Origin of the sequence: Streptomyces anulatus (assembly GCF_000721175.1) — a bacterium.
In the GTDB taxonomy this organism is placed as follows: domain Bacteria; phylum Actinomycetota; class Actinomycetes; order Streptomycetales; family Streptomycetaceae; genus Streptomyces; species Streptomyces anulatus_C.
Map to the genome: position 1 here is coordinate 357,958 of NZ_JOEZ01000003.1, position 15,510 is coordinate 373,467.

Below are 15,510 nucleotides of genomic sequence, written 5' to 3' on the forward strand. Positions count from 1 at the left end.
ACGCCGTGGCCGCCACCACAACCCGACCGACCGACGCCGAACGGCGCCGGCACATCGCCGTCATACCCTGCCGCTGGGGTGCCTCCCGCTTCCCCGGCAAACCACTGGCCCTCCTCGGCGGCATGCCGCTGCTCTGGCACGTCCACCAGCGCTGCCTGGAGGCCAAACGCCTCGACGGAGCCATCGTCGCGACGGACGACGAACGCATCGAAGCAGCGTGCCGCGATCTCGGCATCGACAGCATCCGTACCGGGGAGCACCTCACCGGCACCGACCGCGTCGCGGAGGTCGCCGAACGCCTGCCAGCCGACGGATACATCAACGTCCAGGGCGACGAGCCGTTCATCTCGCCGACCGCCATCAACGACGTCTCCGAGGCACTGGAGTTCACTCCGCCCGGCACCTGCGCCGTGAACGCCTACACCGAGCTGGTAGACGTCGGCGCCGTCCTAGACCACAACGTCGTCAAGGTCGTCGTTACGGCCCGCAGCGAGGCCCTCATGTTCTCGCGCCAGCCGATCCCATACCCCAGGGGTGACCGGCCGAAGTACCTGCGCCAACTGGGCCTCTACGGCTTCGCAGGCGAGGCTCTCCAGCACTTCCGTCGGCTCCAGCAAGGACCCCTGGAGCGTGCCGAGGGAGTAGAGATGCTGCGCTTCGTCGAACACGGTCACGCCGTGCGGATGGTCCCCGTCCTGGACAACGGGGTGGCAGTAGACACCCCCGAGGATCTAGCGCGCGCCGAGCGACTACTCGACCAGAGCCACTGAGCCGTCGACAGGAACTCAACCGTTCCCGCTGAACGGTTCGTTCCACTTCTCGACCATCAACTAGGTGCATTACGCGAGGGGTTACGTGAGCCCGATTCAGACCGACGGCGACACCGTCCTGGTCGTCACCGCCCGGAACTCCGATACCGGGGACGCGGTCACCTTGGCCCTCCAGGGCCTCGGTGTCCGCACCGTCCGCTTCGATCTCGCCGATCTGGGCCGCACGGTCAGCGTGAGCGCGCGGTGCGACGCCGGCCAGTGGCAGGGATCGCTCACCGTCAGGTCCCGGGTCACTAAACTGCGCGACGTATGGTCCGTGTTCTGGTGCCACCCGACGCCCCCACAGGTTTGGGTCGACGGCATGACCCAGGCGCAGATGCAGTGGGCCTCCCAGGAGGCGCTTGCCGGACTGGCCTGGGTGCTCGGCACTCTGGACTGCCTCCACGTCAACCGCCCGTCGGACATCCGCCGGGCACAGATCAAGGCCGGTGTGATCGCTGCCGCTGAACGGGCCGGGCTGACCGTACCGCCCACGTGGATCGGGAGTCTCCCGTCCGGCGCTCGCCGGTTCAACCTCGGCGCCCCGGACGGCATCGTCACCAAGAGGCTCACCGTCCCGCAGATCACGGAGGGCGACCATCGCGTCCGCCCGCTCTACACCACGCTGGTGGTGGACAGCGACCTGGACGCCGTCGCGACCGGTATCACCCACTTCCAGCACCGCGTCGTCACCGACTACGCCGTGCGCGCCCACACCATCGGCACCCGGACTATCGCGGTCCGGATCGATGCGCGCGCCACGGTGGGCCGGAGGGACTGGCGAGCCACTCCCGAGTCCCTGATCTCCACGCCGATAACCCTCCCCGCCCCGGTCGAGGACGCCCTGATCGCCCTGGTGCAGTGCTACGGATTCCCCTACGCGGCCAGCGACCTCCTCGTGGACAGCCGCGGCAGGTGGTACTTCGTCGACCTCAACCCGGCCGGCCAGTACCGGTGGCTGGAGAACGAACTGCCAGACCTTGGCATCACCCAGGCGCTGGCACAGCTTTTGGCCGGAGAGGCCGAACGTCCCAGGCGGAACGGCCTCACCGCAGCGGCGTAACAGCTCACCTCCTACCGGCCCCATTCCGCACACCGTCTGAAAGGCATTCGATGGCACAGCTGAGGTTCGTCTGCTGGAACCTGGAGAGAAACGGAGCGGGTGACCCGAAGATTCGGCGGGCCGCCGCCGAGACGCTGCGACGTCTCCAGCCGGACATCGTTCTCCGGCAGGAGATGTTCCGTGCCGACGAGCGCGGACACACGATCTTCAACGAGCAGTGCCGCGAGCTGGACATGCAGGGTGTCCTCGGCCCCGGGGCGTGCACCGCCATCCTCTTCAACCCCCGGCGTCTCAACCTCGTACGTGACTGGTCGGGCGATCGAAGCCCGCACTTCGTGCTTCCGCCCACCGCGATCACTCTGAGCTTCCCGGAGGCCGGACCCGACGCGTCGCCCTTCAACGTGGTCAGCTTTCATTTCGCCTACGCCAGCGCCGAGCAGCGCCAGCTGGAGGCCGAGTGGACGACGACTTGGGCCGACAAGGGGTGGCAGGCTCTCGACGGCAGCCGCCTCGTGCTGCCGGCCATCATCGGCGTCGACGGCAACAGTTATCCGGAGCCGGGTACGGCGGACGACCTGCCTCTGCCCGACCTCGCCGCCATCCATCACCGGCCTCACCGTCTCCACCGCTCGCGCCGAGGCCCAGGCCCCGATGGTGTCCGGGTCCCTGACACCGAGCCCGACCACACGCTGCGCACCGCGGGCCTCGCAGACGTCGCCCGCCACTGGGCCGAGAAGGGCAATCCTGCCGCGCTGGCCCGCACGGTCAACGCCTCCCCGACCCACGGCCCCGACAGCCGGATCGACCGCGTCTATGTCACCACCGGCCTCCTCCCCGCCGTGACCGGCTTCGAGGTGCACGAGGTCCCCCTCGGCGTGTCTGACCACCACATCCCCGTCGTAACCGTCGACAGCAGCGTCTTCGCCGACCTGCTCACCGGCTATACCCGGACCTTGGCCGGCACTTGACCTTCTGAACCCCGCTGTACGCCCCTGCCGATGCAGACCGTACAGCGGACCAAGCCGGGGTTCCCAGGGAGCAGAGTCCGCGTGCTGCACGGTCACGCAGGACCGCGGACTGAGGAAACGGCGCCTCCTCTGCGCCCCGGGCGATACGGGCTTGAACACCCCGGATCGACCGGCCGGACGCCCGTCTCCGCCCCAGCTGAGGGTCTGGGGCGGAGACGAGCGGGCCCCGGCAGCGAAACCCTCCGCCCCTCCTCGGCCGAGGCTCGGCGGCACCATCCACCATCGCCCCCGGCCGCATGGTCCCGTCTCCTGACGCTTCCGAATCGGCGGGCACTCCTGTGCCAACGAACCTTGAGCGAAGTCATCGAATCGCTGGGCGGCGCGGCCCGGACGGATGGCCGGCTGGGCTGATCTGCGTCGACAGGCGCGAAAGGTCATGGAGGAAGAAGAAGCATGAGCCTCCGCTCGGCGAAGTTTGCGCCTGGTAACAGGTCAAGCGAGGGGTCTTTGTCGCGACACGGAGAGGGTGGTGCGGCGGATCGACTGCCGCGTCCAACCGGATCCTCCATCGAAGTCAAGGGACTGGCTGGATCATGTCAGTCCAAGCGGTCAGCGCCATTCGCACCTTATGTCTGATGGCGGTGGTGTCCGTGCGTGATTGCGTGGTGCATTTGCGTCATTTGTAACCGACCGCATGTCGGGTTTTGCTGTGACGTATCTCGGATTGACAACGGCCTCGCCGTCCGGCGCTCAGGAATGCAGCCTTCGCAGCGATTGGTGAAATCGCATGTCAGAGCGTTGAAGGGCACGCCCAGATGGGCATTTTGTGCAGTTTGTGCGGAAGTGGGAGTGCTCTGGCTGAACCGACCGCTGCTGAGTTTTCGGTCAATCTCTGTCTAACCTTTCGCGTACTGTCCAAGAAGTTCCCGAAGCCTCGGCGAGGCGAGTGGCGAAGGCGTTGCTCATTCGCGATAGCGACACATGGACCTCGATGTGGCCCAGGCCCCCGTTGGGCTGCGGCGGTGTCGCGCTGGAGTCAGCTGAAGGGCAACTCCGCGCGCCGGGCCAGGGCGGAGGGAACCGAGAGTCAGCGGCGCGGTCGCGCCTAGCTCAGGGGGAGCTAACCGGTAGAAGGGAATTGTCATGTGGTCTGGGAAGATCCTTCGCACTGAGCCCACGGGCTCGACTCAGGGCGGGGAGTCCCGAAAAGGACTGGGCCGCCGTCGGGCGGTGGAAAGGGATCTGCATCGCTTCCTCCGTCGGGAGCTGCAAGACCTCGGTGTTCATCCCCCGCTGGACGTGGAGGAGCTGTGCTCGGCGCTCAGCCGTCGGCGTGGGCGGCCCCTCTATCTGCGGGAGGCGCCGCTGCCGAAGCCTGGGCCGACGGGGATGTGGGTCGAGTACGACAACTATGACGTGATCTTGTACCAGCAGGAGACGACGCGTCTGCATCAAGATCACATCAAGCTCCACGAGATAGGGCACATCCTCGTGGCGGAGGCCGAGGACGCCGAGCAGGCGCCGGCCGAAGCGACGGGGCAGACCCCCGCGCTCGACGCCGACGAGGAGTCGGCCGTCTTGGTGGAGGGCTGGGCCGCCATGCTTCCGGCCTTCAATCCCGAGACGATCAAGCGCGTCGCAAGCAGGTGCACGTACGACGACGGCGAGGAGTGCTCCGTCGAACTCGCAGCAACGATCATCCTGGAGTGGGCGTCAGTGCTGGACGGCGCGACTCCCCTCTCGGAGGACCCGTCGCTGCGGCGTGTGCAGTCGGCCCTCGGAGACCGGCGAGGATGGCTGTAACTCGTGGAACTGCTACTCCTGGGGCTCGTGGGTGCCCTTGCCTGGAAGCTCTACAAGCTGTGGCGAACCCCCCATGACGCGCCTTTGCGGTCGGTGACCCTCTGCCTCCTCTGCGCCACGCTTTCCTATCCCATCGCTATGCCGGGAGGCACGACCGGCGTCGACACGGTTGCGGGGCACGGGGCGGCGAAGCTGGTCCAGAACGTGCTGCTGATCGTCGCGATGTACTTCCTGATGTGCTTCTACCTCTACTCTGCGGCTGACGAGGAAGCGAGCCGTCGCAGGGCGAACAAGGAGGCGGTCGCCGTCGTGGCCGTCGTGGTGGTCATCACCCTGGCTGCCGTGTCGGTGCCGCACGAGGTCTTCGGCGGCAGTTTCAGCACCGCGGACATGACGGTTCCGCAGATCGCCGTCTTCTACGGCGGAGCCGGGTGCTACCTGACGTACGTCCTGGGCCTCGCCGCCCGGTGGACCGGCACCTACGCCCGAATGTCCCGGCGCCCCCACGCAACGGGACTGTGGATGGCGGCCGTTGGCCTGGGCGCAATGGCCGTGGCCTGCGCGATCAGGGCTGTCATCGTCGCCGTCCGCTGGGCCGATATCGACGTACCCCAGCGTCTGATGGCTGCCGTCGCGTTCCTGTTGGTCGCATCCATCCTTCTGTTCACGGCCGGGATCACCTACTCGGGGGTCCGCGCCCGAATATCTTCTTCGAAACTCTGGCTCCAGCACCGACGTGATTACCGCCGCCTCGCCGCCCTCTGGGAGCTGTTGGCCGAGGCGTTCCCCGACAATGTCCTGCCGCCGGCGTCCTCGTCCGCCCACGACCGACGGCGTGCTCGGGGAGTTCACCGCCGTTACCACCGCCGCATCGTGGAGATCCGGGACGGCCTGGTCGCCATCAGCCCGTACCTCCTGGCGGACGACACCGGCACTGCAGCGCCCGATGTCGAGTCGGAGGAGCTTGCCGCCCGGCTTCGGCGCGCCTCTGCCCGGATCAAGTACGGAGGCCCCGCACCCCGCCGGGCGGTCCCCCTCGCCATGGCCCTGGGAAGCGATCGAGCGGCAGATGTGAAACAACTGATTGCGGTGTCCGACGCGCTGGTGACAGACCGCGTGACCCCTCTCACGATCAAGGAGGCACCATGCTGATTAGTGCACGACGTGTGCTCGTCGATGCGGGCGAGTATCTGGACGATGGCGCCGTCCTGATCGAGGGCGACTCGATCGCGGCTGTGGGGCCGCGAAAGGAGATCGAGGAGCAGGCCGACGCCGACGTACCGCGGTCGGTGTTCGACGGCACCCTTCTGCCCGGGTTGATCGACGCCCACGTACACCTCGTCTTCGATGGTTGCCCCGACCCGGTGTCCGCCCTTCAGGACTCGACGGAGGAGGCCCTGCTCGGGGACATGCGCCGACGCGCGGAGGAATTGCTGCTCAGTGGCGTCACCACGGCCCGTGACCTCGGAGACCGGAACGGACTGGTACTTCGCCTGGATGCGGAGATTGCCGACCAGCGCACGCCGGGACCGAGGATCGTCTCCGCAGGCACGCCCCTGACTACCCCCGGCGGGCACTGCCACTTCCTCGGCGGTGAGGTCTCTGGCGAAGCCGAGATCCGCGCTCTCATTCGCATCAACCTCGAACGAGGCGCTGGGGTCATCAAGTGCATGGTCACTGGCGGCGGGCTCACCCGGGGCGGGCCCGCAAGTCACGAATCCCAGTTCTCCGCAGCGGAACTGCGACTTCTCGTAGATGAGGCTCACGCGGCGGGCGTCCCCGTGGCGGCCCACGCGCACGGAGCCGACGGCATCGCCGCAGCCGTGGAGGCCGGAGTGGATACCATCGAGCACTGCACGTGGATGACCGGCGACGGCCTCGACTTTCGCCGGGACGTGGTCCAGCAGATCATCGACCGTGGCATCACCGTCTGCCCTGCGGTAAGCCCCCACTGGCGGATGCTCCCTGCGATCTTCGGCGAGGAGCGCGCCGCCCAGATGTTCGACCTGGTAGGTCAGATGGCAGACGCCGGTGTGAAGCTGATCGCCGGCACGGACGCCGGAGTGCAGCGTGCCACCTTCAACGGTCTGGTGCCGGCCCTCTCGTTCTACGCCCACCTCGGTCTGGCGAACGCCGAGATCATCAACATGGCGACGACCGCAGCAGCCACGGCCCTCGGGCTCGGCTCCACAACCGGCCGCATCGCTCCGGGCTACCGCGCGGATCTCATCGCCGTCGAGGGAGACCCGCTCTCGGATCTCGACGCCCTCAAGAACATCACGGCTGTATTCGCCTCCGGTCGGCGACACGAACTGAACACACCAGCCGAGTAGTCGAGGCCGACCGAGCCCTGCCCTCTGGAGCCTCCAGAGGCCCGGAGGGCAGGGCCCTACTCGTCGTCCGTGGAGCCGACCTGTTTCTCGAACTCGGCCTGCAGGTCCGTCAGGAGCGAGAGAACCTCGGGCGACAGACCCTCCGGGCCGAGGCCACGAGCCCGAACCCGTCCGATCGTCCCGTTCCGGGATGCGAGCAACACACGAATCCCCTGGTACACCTGACGGGCGACGGCCTCGTCCGGCTCGAAGTACATGCGCTCGACGCCGAAGAACTCGGCAAGGCCCTCCAGGACAACGGGGTCCGGGCCGTCGGCGTCACCGGCACCTGTTCGGAGGGCCTCGACCTCCTTGGCCGTGACAACCTCTGCCCCTGCATGCCGGTTCACCGCCTCCGCGATTTCTCCATCCCCCGGAACTGCGCCCGCCGGGTAGGAGTGTTCCAGTAGGAAGCTGATCTTCTCCCCGAGAGCACGGGGATGCTCGTCGGCCTCGGCCGCAGCGACGCGCTCGTCCCCGTCCTCTTCGACGACGTTTCCGAACGAGCGCTCTTGAGCTTGCTCCAGCGCCTTCTCCGATACGCCGTACGCCGCTGCCAGCTTCGCCACGTACTTCGGCTTGAGCCGCCGCACGCCGCTCTCGGCCGCCGCCACCGGGCCGTCACTCTTCGTGCCGATGAACTTTGCCACCTCGTACCGGTAGAGGCCCGCGTCGCATCGCAAGTCCGTCAGGTCGGGCGAGCCTTCACGGGGGAACAGCTCATCCAGAGGCTTCCCGAGTACACGTGCGATGCCCGGCAGCTTCTCCTGGTCCGGATTGCTTGATCCCGCCTCCCACCCGGCCACGGTTGACTCCGCAGCGCTGACGGCAGCGCCCACTCCAGCCTGCGGGATCTCGGCAGCCCGCCGTACGGCGCGCACCACTGTTCTGTCGAAGTGGCGAGCTGGCATGGAGACCTCTTTTTCGTGCGAGTCGAAGAACTTTCGGCTCGTTGACCTTTCGCGCGAACCGGGATAGCTTCAGACTACCGAAAAACGGGGTGCCGTGCATCCCTCCCGGCCAGGCTGCGTGCCTGCCGAGGGCGTGAGGCTGAGGAGGAGAACACCTCCTTCGGCGTGCCCGGCAAGAGGGGGTGCCGACCGAACGCGGGTCAGGGAGGGGCAGGGGATGCACGCCAAGGGCCCGTAACACGACGAAGCAACGAAGAACCGGCGCCCGGGAGTTACCAGCTCCCAAGCGCCGGGCCGGCACCCCGAAGGGCGCCGATTCACATCTCGCGGGCGGCGGGGCTTTTGCACGAGAACCACCGCACCGCGCTCCTACAAACCACGGAGTATCGCATGCCTGCCATGCCGAGCGGAATCCCGGCCTGCCCGGACACCAGCCGCCGACACCGCCTCGCCGCCCAACTCGCCGACATGATCCCGGGCGCAGCCACCATCCGGGTCAGCCTCACCGACCCGGCGCAGGTGTGGCCCCACCCGCACACGATCGTGCAGGACGAGGCCGGTCGGTCGATGGAGCTGGGCCGGACGACATCCAGGGTCGCCGCCCGCTGGATCCTGAGGGTCTGGCCGGACGAGGACTGGACCCGCCCGCGCACCTTCCGCCTCGCCGACGCCACCCTCACCCGCAGCGACTCGGTCGCCGCCGAGCGGGGCCGCTGACATGCCCAGGATCCGAACCATCAAGCCGGAGGCGTTCACCTCCGAGTCACTCGCCGAAGTGACCGTGACGGCCGAGCGGACCTTCTTCGGCATGCTCACCCAGGCCGACGACCACGGTCGCCACCGGGACAACGCCGCGATCATCGCAGGGCTCCTCTGGCCTCTGCGCGCCGAGCACACCTCGGTCCACGTCGAAGACGACCTCCACCATCTCGCGAACGCCGGTCTGATCTGCCGGTACACCGGATGCGACGGCCGCCGCTACCTCCACATCGTGACCTGGTCCGAGCACCAGAAGATCGACAAGGCGAGCCAGTCGCGCCTGCCCTCGTGCCCGCAGCACCAGGCTGCCGACCGGTGCGCACCGTGCAAGGGCTCGTGCTCCCGGCGGACCGAGGGGTCGTCCACGGCTCCCCGAGGGCTCGCCGAGACCTCCGGGAGGGCTCCCCGACCCCTCGATTTGCCTGCCGTACCCGCCTCGCCGACGCCGGACCACGCAGACGAGTCCGTCGCCGACCGGCAGGAGGCTGCCGACGGCGCGATCGGCGCAGCGGGGCGAGCTGGTGCTAAAAGTGCAGGTCAGACCGCATTCTCCGAGGCCCCCCCGAACCTTCCCCGAAGCCTCTCCGAAGGCTCGGCGCCTGGATCTAGGATCTTGGATCCTGGATCTCTTGTCCCTACGGGGCGCACAGCGCCCGCACCCAGCGTCTCCGCCAAGGACCTCGTCGGCGAGTACGTCGCCGGGTGCGACCAGCGCCCCCCGAACGACGTGATCGGACACCTCGGGCGGATCACCAAGAAGCTCCTTGACGAAGGCATCGCACCGGAGCACATCCGGGCCGGGCTGGCGAACTTCGCGGCCAACCCGAGGCACCCGAGCGTGCTGACCAGCATGGTCAACGAGGCGATGAACGCTCGCCCCGGCGGCTTGGCTCGGCCGGGAATCCGGCCTAACGTGCCCGCTCACCAGGCGTGGACCAACCCGGCCAACGCTTCCGCCGCCTACGCCGAGGAGCTGTGATGCACACCCGTCACCGCGAACCCCAGCTCCTCGGCCACGAAGGCACCCTGGAGCGCATGGCCCGGATCCTGGCCGCCCGCAACATCGACCCGGCCGACGCCGCCGCGCTCCCCGACGACCCCGAGCCGTTCTCCCCGCTCGACGCCCTCCTGGCCGGGATGCCCCCGCGCTACCAGGCGGCTGCCGCCGACCACCCGATGGTCCTGGACTGGGTCGGGAAGGTCACCGAGGCAGCCGTCGCCCCCAGCCGGGGAGCCCGGCGGCAAGTCACCACCGGGCCCAGCCTCCTGATGGCCGGAGTCGTCGGCGCGGGCAAGACGCACCAGGCGTACGGCGCGGTCCGAGCGCTGGTGCAGAACGGGGTCGGCGTGCGCTGGCGCGCGAGCACCGCTGCCGACCTGTACGCCGATCTCCGCCCCCGGCCCGGGGTCGACAGCGAGCGGGAGCTGGCGGCCGTCAGCCGGTGCCCGCTGCTGATCATCGACGACCTCGGCGCGGCCAAGGCCAGCGAGTGGGTCGAGGAGATCACGTACCGGCTGATCAACCGCCGGTACAACCTCATGCTCCCGACCTTGATCACCACCAACCTGGCGATCAAGGACCTCCGCTCCTACCTCGGTGACCGCGTTGCCTCCCGACTCGCGGAGATGACCACCCGGGTCGAGTTCGAGCCGCTCGACCGCAGACGCTACCGCGCAGCAGCCTGACCTGCCGCAGGTCACCACGTCCGGGCCGCGCCCCTCTGCGCGCCGCCACGAGCAACTTCACGACCAGCGCACCTCTCCGCCGACGCCCCTGCGCGCGGAGAGCGATCGGAGCAACCTGCATGACCAGCACGACGAACAGCCCTGTCCACCACCGCCAGCTCGGCGACCAGACCTGGCAGGCCGACGCCGTCTGCCAGAGCACCGAGTACAACCCGGTTGACCCCGAAATCTTCTTCCCCGAGCCCGACGAGACCGCCAAGATCGCCACGGCCAAGGCCCTGTGCGGCCAGTGCCCGGTCCGCCGAACCTGCCTGGACGCCGCTCTCGAAGGAGGTGACACCGACGGGATCCGCGGCGGCCTGACGGAGGAGGAGCGCGGGCCGCTGCACGAGAAGCTCCCCAGCCGCCTCGACTACAGCCGCGTCAACGCCACCATCGCCGGGCGCGACGTGCACCTCACCCATACCGAGCGCCGCGCGGTCGAGCACGCTGCCTACCGCCACGGGGTGAGCGAGCAGCGCCTGGCCTGGCTTCTGAAGGTCACCGAGGAGCACGCCAAGAAGCGATACCGCGAGATCCGCCGGGCCGAGCGCAACCGAACCCTGAACCAGCCCAAGGAGACCGTCCTGCCACCCGCGGTCGACGGTGAGCACCCGGTCCGCGACGACTTCGGGACGGCGGCATGACCACTACGAGCACACCGAAGGCGGCGCACATATCCGCCTGGGACCGCGCGGTGGTCATCGCCCTGGGCGGCGCGGGGTGCGCGCTGTCGTACGACGCCCTCCAGCAGATGGCCGTCGCCATCCACGTCCGGGGCCTGTTGACCTTCGTCTTCCCGTTGGTGATCGACGGGTTCATCGCCTACGGCGTCCGCGCGCTCCTGGTCCTGCGCGATGCCCCGCTGCGCGCCCGGCTCTACGTCTGGACGCTCGTCGGCACGGCCACCGCCGCCAGCATCTGGGCCAACGCGCTCCACGCGGTGCGGATCAACCAGGACGCGGTCGCCGGCACCGGTCTCCGGCTCGGGGACACGGTGGTCGCGGTGCTGTCCACCATCGCACCGCTGGCCCTGGCCGGAGCTGTCCACCTCTACATCCTCATCGCCCGGGGGCCGGTCAAGGACAGTGACCGCGAGGACCTCGGTCAGGCCGGTCACCTCGGTCAGGTCAACCAGAGCGACGGCGTAGAGGTCACCCGGACCGACCGGGTCGGTCAGCAGCCGGAGGCCGGTCAGCCGGTCACCGCCCGGACCGACCGGCAGCCGCTCTCCCTGGACAAGCCGACTCCCGCCACTCGGTCGCTCAGCGGGGACAGGGCTCCGGCGGACAGCAGTGCCCCTGTCACCAGTGACCGGAGCCAGCCGCACGAGGCCGCTGACCTGCCCGGACAGCCGGACACCGCGCGGCCGGTCACTGACCGCCCCGACGACACCACCTCGGCGACCGGCGACGAGGACAGCCGGGGGTCAGCCACCGCCCTGCCGGTCACTCCGTCGGGCACCGCCCCGTCGGTCACTGACCGGCGGGCCCGGACAGCCGGTGACCGGCGATCCGACCAGGACACCGAGGAGCTACTGAAGATCGCTCGGTCAGCGGTCAGGGCCGAGGGCAAGCTGACCCGCAAGGTGGTCGGCCAGGCGATCCGAGACCAGCAGATGACGCTCTCCAGCGACACCCTGACCACCCTGATGGCCCAGCTCCGCGAGCAGAACGGACAGCCGGTCAGCTCCGCCCGAACCTGATCGGACGCCACGGAGCGGGTGACCGAGCAGGTCACCCCGGCTGGTCACCCGCTCCGCACACCCACCACACCTTTCTCCCCGAGCAGAAGCGGAGTGCACCCGATGCGCATTCACCCGGCCACCCCCGCCGAAGTCGACTCCTGGCTGACCGTCCTGCACCAGCGCGGCCACCTCCACCGCGCCCAGTCCGGCCCCGACACCTCCTGGATCGTGCAGCGCGAGCAGCATGACCGGCCCTGGACCCTCCACCACCCGGTCCTGGCCATGGACTGGATCGAGGAACTCGTCCGCGAACTCCAGCAGCAGGACCCGGAGACGAGCCGGTGACCACCAACGACCAGGCGGTGGTCACTGCCGGACAGCAGCGTGACCCCACCACGGCTCCTGGCGGAGCAAGCTATCGCGTACGACGGTCCTACGGCCCGGCGTACGCACTTGCCCCCGCCCAGGAGGGCGGGGGAAGCCCGGCTGGTCCCCGAGCGAGGGCGCACGGGGACCAGCCGGGCAACCGGCACCAGGGGGCGCCGGTCACGGGGGGAGAAGCCGAGTGCGGCGACCAGCGTGCGCTGCCGAGCCCGAGCACGTCCGCCTTCCCCGACCGTAAACCGCGCCGCCGCACCCGCAACCCCAGCGAGCGCACCCGTAAGACGACGACCCGCCTCTCCGACACCGAGAAGGCCGAGATCGCTGCCGCTGCCACGCAGCGCGGCGTCACCGTCGCCCGTTTCCTTGCTGGTGCCAGCCTTGCCGCCGCCCGCGGTTCGACCGCCCTGCACACCAACGAACGCTGGGACACGGCCATCGACGAACTCGCGGCCCTACGAACGGCCTTGGCCCGAATCGGCAACAACATCAATCAGATCGCCTACGTCCTCAATGCCGGCGGGCAGCCCCACCCCGGCGAACTCGACCACGCGCTGAGCACGCTGCTCCGGCTCCTCGCCCGCGTCGACGACGCGGCGAACGACCTGGTGAACAGGCGGCTGTGATGGTTCCCGACATCGGACGCGGCTCCCGGACCCACGGCCTGCTCGTCTACCTGTACGGCCCCGGGCGACGGGAGGAGCACACCGACGCGCACCTCGTCGGCTCGTGGGACGGCTTCGCCCCGGATCCCGGCCGCGACACCAGCCCCGATCCCGATCCGAAGGTCACCCTCGCCCGGCTCACCGCCGCCTTGGACCTGCGGGTCAAGCAGGCCGGAGACCGAGCGCCCGCCAAGCACGTCTGGCACTGCTCGGTCCGCACGGCCCCCGGGGACCGGCGGTTCTCCGACGAGGAGTGGAACGCCGTCGCCCAGCGCATCGTCCACGCCACCGGCATCGCACCGGACGGGGATCCCGACGGCTGCCGGTGGATCGCCGTACGCCACGCGGCAGACCACATCCACATCGTCGCCACCCTCGTCCGAGGAGACCTGCGCAACCCGCGCCTGAACTACGACTTCAACAAGGCCCAGGCCGAATGCCGGCGCATCGAAAGGGAGATGGGCCTGCGCCGCCTCAACGCCGGAGACGGCACGGCAGCGAAGAACCCCACCAGCGCCGAGAAGTTCAAGGCCGAACGCACCGGCCGCCCCGAAACCCCCCGGGAGACGCTCCGCGAAGCCGTACGCCGGGCCCTCGCCGGAGCGGAAGACGAGAAGGAGTTCTTCACCCGGCTCCACGAAGCCGGCCTGCGGGTGAAGGTGCGCCACGCCCCGTCCGGTGATGCGCTCGGCTACAACGTCGCCCTGCCCGGCGACCGTAACCGCGACGCCGAGCCGGTCTGGTATCCCGGCTCCAAACTGGCCCCCGACCTGTCCCTCCCCAAGATCCGCCGCAGGCTGGCCGACGGGACCGCCGAACACACTGCGACCCTGGCCTCCGGCGGACGGGCGGACTCGTCCCCGCCTGCCCGAGAACGACGCAGTGCCACCGCCATCGCCGAACGTGCCGCCGTGCTTCTCGACCACGGTGACGACGGGGAAGCCGCCGCTCAGCTCGTCGGCGTCGGAGAACTCCTTGATGCCGTCGCGCAGACCTCACCGGCCGTGACCCGCACCGAGCTGGCTACCGCCGCCCGAACCTTCGAGCGGGCGACCCGCAGCCACGTCCAGGCGGAACGCGCCGACACCCGAGCGCTCCGCTCCGCCGCCCGAGGAATTGTCCGGGCCGGTGGCGCGCTCGGCCGGGGCGAGGACGGCGGCACGACCGCCATGCTCCTCTCCACCCTGGTCCTGGTCACCCTCGCCGCCGCACACTGGCACTCCGCCCGGGGACATGCCCAGCAGGCCCACGCCTCCCGGCAGACCGCCGAGCACCTGCGCACCGCCTACCGGCAGGCCGCCGCCACGCCGATGCGAACGCTGCACGAGCAAGGCCGCGCTCTTCCCGACGCGCAACGCCGGGCGTACGAGACCACCATCCGCGCCGCCCTAACGAAGCACGGCGTACGAGAAGACGGTGTCCCGGCGAAGACCGACGCCTTGGCCGCCACCCTCGCCCAGGCCGAGCAGGCAGGCGACGACTCTGAAGCCCTCCTGCGAGAGGCCATCGACATGCGCGAACTCGACACCGCCACAGACGTCAATGACGTCCTGGTCTGGCGCCTGCGCCGCATCGCCCAGCTCCCCGCCCACCCGGGCGCAGCTTCCCGCCGCCCGAAGGACGGCACCAGCACCCCGAAAACCTCGGCCAACCGCACCAGCAGCCGAACGACACCCGCGACCGGAGTTCGCCCCGTCGCCTCCACTCCACGGAACCGCCCACCACGCCGCTGACGGCGGTCCGGCGGGCTGACCATCGGCCCGCCGGACTCCGAGAAGTCCCTGGACAACCGGTTCCACCGGCTGTTACGGATGGAAACAGAAGGACCTCGACCGGGAGATGACGCTCGTGCTCAGAACCACCGACCGCCCCGCGGAGTCGACACCCGTGCAGCCTGCCCTCCCCGCCGGCCCCGATCCCTTGCTGAAACTCGCGTACGAGACGCAGCCGCCCAGCGGCCCCGGCGCAACACGCTGCCTCAGCCACCCTCACGAACTCGCTCTTCGCGGGATCCCGGTCATGTGTACGGCCTGCCGCGCCCGGCGCGACTGGCTGCTCATCAACTACGGCCGGAACGTCTGGATCTGCTGCCGCTGCAGCAACCAGTGGCTCGAACCCGAGATCAGCCGTGCTGACTTCGACGCCCTGATCGCGATCCCGGATGGAACGATCTACCCCAGCGTCGAGCAGGGCCTCGCCGCGCTGGGATTCGACGGGGCCTTCGTCGGCACGTACCTGGACTAGGCGAGCGAAGAGCCGGATGCCGAGGGGTGACACCGACGGTTCGGTGTCGTCCCTCGGCGTTGCACGGCAGTCATCTGCCGCTTCCACTTCCTGGTAGTTGACCGTGGAAGCTGCAGCCAGGGC

16 protein-coding genes are annotated in these 15,510 nt (G+C 69.3%); 15 read left to right on the plus strand and 1 reads right to left on the minus strand.

Annotated features, from left to right (window positions below; all coding sequences use genetic code 11):
* Positions 1 to 5 precede the first annotated feature (5 nt).
* From IG90_RS0104645 to IG90_RS0104670, 6 genes are all read left to right on the plus strand, one after another.
* Positions 6 to 770 (plus strand): 3-deoxy-manno-octulosonate cytidylyltransferase, encoded by a 765-nt coding sequence (locus IG90_RS0104645; protein ID WP_030577932.1) that lies wholly within the window; start codon positions 6 to 8, stop codon positions 768 to 770.
* Between the two features lie 85 nt (positions 771 to 855).
* Positions 856 to 1,872: an MvdC/MvdD family ATP grasp protein gene (locus IG90_RS0104650; RefSeq protein ID WP_030577936.1), complete on the plus strand. Its 1,017-nt coding sequence runs from the start codon at positions 856 to 858 to the stop codon at positions 1,870 to 1,872.
* A 50-nt stretch (positions 1,873 to 1,922) separates the two neighbouring features.
* The gene (locus IG90_RS0104655) at positions 1,923 to 2,840 is read left to right on the plus strand and encodes an endonuclease/exonuclease/phosphatase family protein (protein ID WP_030577940.1); all 918 of its coding nucleotides are present in this window, start codon (positions 1,923 to 1,925) and stop codon (positions 2,838 to 2,840) included.
* Between the two features lie 1,230 nt (positions 2,841 to 4,070).
* On the plus strand, positions 4,071 to 4,643 hold the full coding sequence (locus IG90_RS0104660) for a hypothetical protein (protein ID WP_030577943.1): 573 nt from the start codon (positions 4,071 to 4,073) through the stop codon (positions 4,641 to 4,643).
* 3 nt (positions 4,644 to 4,646) lie between these two features.
* Positions 4,647 to 5,795, plus strand: a complete 1,149-nt coding sequence (locus tag IG90_RS0104665; protein ID WP_030577946.1) for an MAB_1171c family putative transporter — start codon at positions 4,647 to 4,649, stop codon at positions 5,793 to 5,795.
* Positions 5,789 to 6,976 carry an amidohydrolase family protein gene (locus tag IG90_RS0104670; protein WP_030577952.1) on the plus strand — a complete coding sequence of 396 codons (1,188 nt, stop codon included), beginning with the start codon at positions 5,789 to 5,791 and terminating at the stop codon, positions 6,974 to 6,976. Before IG90_RS0104665 ends, IG90_RS0104670 begins: the two co-directional genes overlap by 7 nt.
* A gap of 56 nt (positions 6,977 to 7,032) precedes the next feature.
* Here the strand turns inward: IG90_RS0104670 and IG90_RS0104675 are convergent, their stop codons facing one another.
* Complete coding sequence (locus tag IG90_RS0104675; protein ID WP_030577955.1) at positions 7,033 to 7,926, minus strand: helix-turn-helix domain-containing protein; 894 nt, start codon at positions 7,924 to 7,926, stop codon at positions 7,033 to 7,035.
* Between the two features lie 390 nt (positions 7,927 to 8,316).
* On the opposite strand from IG90_RS0104675, the gene IG90_RS0104680 reads away from it, so the two are divergent.
* The 9 genes from IG90_RS0104680 (at position 8,317) to IG90_RS45535 (ending at position 15,387) form a co-directional block, all read left to right on the plus strand.
* The gene (locus tag IG90_RS0104680) at positions 8,317 to 8,643 is read left to right on the plus strand and encodes a hypothetical protein (RefSeq protein ID WP_030577958.1); all 327 of its coding nucleotides are present in this window, start codon (positions 8,317 to 8,319) and stop codon (positions 8,641 to 8,643) included.
* Between the two features lies 1 nt (position 8,644).
* Complete coding sequence (locus IG90_RS0104685) at positions 8,645 to 9,664, plus strand: hypothetical protein (RefSeq protein ID WP_030577961.1); 1,020 nt, start codon at positions 8,645 to 8,647, stop codon at positions 9,662 to 9,664.
* Positions 9,664 to 10,371, plus strand: coding sequence for an ATP-binding protein (locus IG90_RS0104690; RefSeq protein ID WP_030577965.1), 708 nt, complete (start codon positions 9,664 to 9,666; stop codon positions 10,369 to 10,371). The genes IG90_RS0104685 and IG90_RS0104690 overlap by 1 nt, the downstream gene beginning before the upstream one ends.
* Positions 10,372 to 10,490: 119 nt before the next feature.
* Positions 10,491 to 11,057, plus strand: coding sequence for a WhiB family transcriptional regulator (locus IG90_RS0104695; protein ID WP_030577968.1), 567 nt, complete (start codon positions 10,491 to 10,493; stop codon positions 11,055 to 11,057).
* Positions 11,054 to 12,115 (plus strand): DUF2637 domain-containing protein, encoded by a 1,062-nt coding sequence (locus IG90_RS0104700; protein WP_030577971.1) that lies wholly within the window; start codon positions 11,054 to 11,056, stop codon positions 12,113 to 12,115. The genes IG90_RS0104695 and IG90_RS0104700 overlap by 4 nt, the downstream gene beginning before the upstream one ends.
* A gap of 102 nt (positions 12,116 to 12,217) precedes the next feature.
* Positions 12,218 to 12,442, plus strand: a complete 225-nt coding sequence (locus tag IG90_RS0104705) for a hypothetical protein (protein WP_030577974.1) — start codon at positions 12,218 to 12,220, stop codon at positions 12,440 to 12,442.
* On the plus strand, positions 12,439 to 13,104 hold the full coding sequence (locus tag IG90_RS0104710) for a MobC family plasmid mobilization relaxosome protein (protein WP_030577977.1): 666 nt from the start codon (positions 12,439 to 12,441) through the stop codon (positions 13,102 to 13,104). Before IG90_RS0104705 ends, IG90_RS0104710 begins: the two co-directional genes overlap by 4 nt.
* Positions 13,104 to 14,876: a relaxase/mobilization nuclease domain-containing protein gene (locus tag IG90_RS0104715; protein WP_030577980.1), complete on the plus strand. Its 1,773-nt coding sequence runs from the start codon at positions 13,104 to 13,106 to the stop codon at positions 14,874 to 14,876. The genes IG90_RS0104710 and IG90_RS0104715 overlap by 1 nt, the downstream gene beginning before the upstream one ends.
* 286 nt (positions 14,877 to 15,162) lie before the next feature.
* Positions 15,163 to 15,387 (plus strand): hypothetical protein, encoded by a 225-nt coding sequence (locus tag IG90_RS45535; protein ID WP_233435896.1) that lies wholly within the window; start codon positions 15,163 to 15,165, stop codon positions 15,385 to 15,387.
* Positions 15,388 to 15,510: the final 123 nt, after the last annotated feature.